This window comes from Halorubrum sp. SD690R, assembly GCF_005435035.1.
GTDB classification, from domain to species: Archaea; Halobacteriota; Halobacteria; order Halobacteriales; family Haloferacaceae; genus Halorubrum; species Halorubrum ezzemoulense.
Map to the genome: position 1 here is coordinate 1 of NZ_SGTV01000073.1, position 2,898 is coordinate 2,898.

1 protein-coding gene and 1 pseudogene are annotated in these 2,898 nt (G+C 55.6%); both read left to right on the forward strand.

What is annotated here, in order from left to right; translation table 11 throughout:
* A pseudogene (locus EXE41_RS18350) lies at positions 1-103 on the forward strand (IS1595 family transposase); the annotation flags it as partial.
* Between the two features lie 438 nt (positions 104-541).
* Positions 542-844 (forward strand): hypothetical protein, encoded by a 303-nt coding sequence (locus EXE41_RS18355; RefSeq protein ID WP_137691762.1) that lies wholly within the window; start codon positions 542-544, stop codon positions 842-844.
* Positions 845-2,898 lie beyond the last annotated feature (2,054 nt).

Here is a 2,898-nt window from a genome sequence, read left to right on the forward strand (position 1 = left end):
GGAGCAGGCCGCTCGGACCTACGGCTTCCTCCGGTCACTGAACCTTACTGGGGCACCGATCCACAGTCTCGTGGACTGTATCGCTGTCAATGTATTCCGCTAGTTCCGCCAGTCTACCGAAGAGCGTACTTTGAACTCACTCCGCAGCAAGATCGAATAGACCCAAATTCAACTCAGTAGCCTGATCTTCTACACCCCGTACCCGCCTTCTATAGGGGAAAAATATGCTGGCCTCGTCTGAATGTAGCTATGTAGCATATCAGAAGAAGCTACTGCCAACAGAGACGAAGATACGAACAATCCACCAGACGAACCAAACAGCCAGGCCACTACTGGCGCTAGCAAGGTAGATGACAGACCGGAGAAATCCCCCTCGGGGGACGATGTTTCACCCGAACTAGCCATCGACAAAGTCGCTGAATCCCTCACCGATGAGGGCCACGATGTCTACCACGGACGCGAGTTCATCACCATCCCAGAAGATGGGCAGCTCGCACCGAACTCTACAGTTGTCGAGCAGTATCTTGAGGACACCAAAGCGATGATGCTGGCCTACAATGAGGACAGCAACGAGATCATCCTCGTCCCCCTCGAACAACGATTCGACCGGGCAGATGTCTACGGCTACAAACTTGGCGGGACGATCACAGGGCGGACCTTCGTCAAAGAGTACGGAATCGAGCATGACGAAACGGTTCGCTATCACCCGGAGTGGGATAACGACATCGGCGGCGACCAAGTTGATGGTGGCTTCCGAGTCGACCTCGATCAAGACGGCGAGGTCGTCAATACAGATGCGTCTGAAGCCGACAGCACCACCGACGAGTCTGAAGCTGCCGACTGATAACTCCCGCACGACCACCAGAAGCCGGCCGTAGTCACAGCGTCGGCACCCCCTGGCCCTCCATTTGTTTCTCTCCAGAACCCAACCTCCGGGAGATGCTAGCAGTGGCTATCCCCAACTGATCACTGCCTGACGCAAGACAACCGACAGGCTCACCCCACGCCGGCCCACTCCTGAACACCCTCCCAGCCCCAGCGATCTCCCACACAACTCCTCACCCACGCCTGCCTCACTCTCGACGCAAAACTATCGGATGGCTCTCTTCAGGCTCACTATCCACTGGCCGTTGAGGTACAAGAAGCGTGTCCTATCCTCGCTCATCACCATGGAATCCCTCAAACTCGGGATCACACTTCCGAGAGTGATACCATCGAGTCACTGTTTCGACCTAGTGAGATGAGAGTAGTATCTGCTATCGATTCCCCCGCTTCAGCGACTTCTAACGCGAAAATGGAAAACGACCCCCCGACTGTCGAAACAAAAATGGCTCACGAATGGACAGCGACCCCCCGACTGTCGACGCAAAAATGACTCACGAATGGAGCGCGACCACCCGACCCTCAATACAAGGCTAACACACGAATAGAGCGCAACCCCTCCACGGAATATTCTCAGCAAGCCACACCAATACTGACTCTCTAGCTCTCAGCTATCGAAGACCAACTTGTGCCAGCGTCCCCACACCCTACACCCCCCAAGTCGGCCCCACTCCCTGCGCGGTAGCTACCGGCTCGACCGCCGTACCACTCAGTGCTTCCTACCACATTTAGTATGGTTTCCACAGCCCAACCAACCTTATAAATACCAGACAGCACCGAGATTACGGTGGTTCGTATATAGTCTCGTAAATACCAGATGGCACCGGTATTCGGTGGGTGCGTATTAATTAGCAAGTCCCGATCGAACGACCACCTCGCATTTGCCTATTTACCAGACGGTAGCGTGATATGGCCGTCTCGTATATAGCCTCGTAAATACCAGACGGCACCGGTATTGCGGGGATATGTATTAACTCTCAGAACACGAAGTGCGACACGCGAACTACCAGCATAAATACCAGACAGTGGCGTGATACGGCCATCTCGTATATAGTCTCGTAAATACCAGACGGTGCGGGGATTGCGGCATTCTGTATATAGGCGGTGATCTTGATTCAAATTCTCTAGTAATACCAGACCGCAAGGCTATTGGCACCTCCTCTATTAATTTAGATATTCTATCTGTCTATTTCTGTAAATACCAGACAGCGGCGGGATTCGGTGGGTTCGTATATAGAATAGCACCCGCAAAATCAGGCGTCGTTGTTCAGCCATACGCAGAGATAGCTTCAGAGAGCCTATAGAGCAATCTCCTTCCCCCGTCGCAGTTCAGCCGAATTCACACAATTAGGGTTCAGGGGAGATGAAGTTCAGTGGATAGTCGCGTAGCGAACGATTCGGGTCGGAGCCAAGAAACGGGCGGGGGAAAGTGGGGGAGACGGGAGACGGACAAGGCGACAACTATCAGAGATATGATAATGGATAGAACCCTCGAAGAGCGGCACAGGAGACAGGGGGTATGAGGCGATGAACAGGGGCCGACGACAGGCAAGCACCGACCACCAGCAGAGGACTGGGGAAGAGCCACGACCAGTCCCGGCGACGAAGGGAGATAGCAACGACTGCGAGGTAGCGGGGGAGCCTGACTTGGAGAACCGACGACGGTCGAGAGATAACCCGGCCCCGGAGCTCGACGATAGACCACCAGTTGATCGATAGCACTCCAGAGGCGATCCACGACACCACCAACGAGACCGACCCGGCGGCGACAACCCAACCACTAACGGGAAGCGAGAATCGACCAGCGGGGGACACCGACCAGCAACGACACCTCGATCCGAACAGCGGCTAGCACCGTAGGCGGCCGACGACCGAACTGGAGCTAAGACCGAACCGGCGGGGGCACGGCGACATGGAGGGACCATCGAGACGACACGACACCCAACGGCGAACAGCGGCGGCGGGGCGACAACAAGAGGCAGGGGCCAGATCACGATGCGAGAGTGGGGGCGGGGG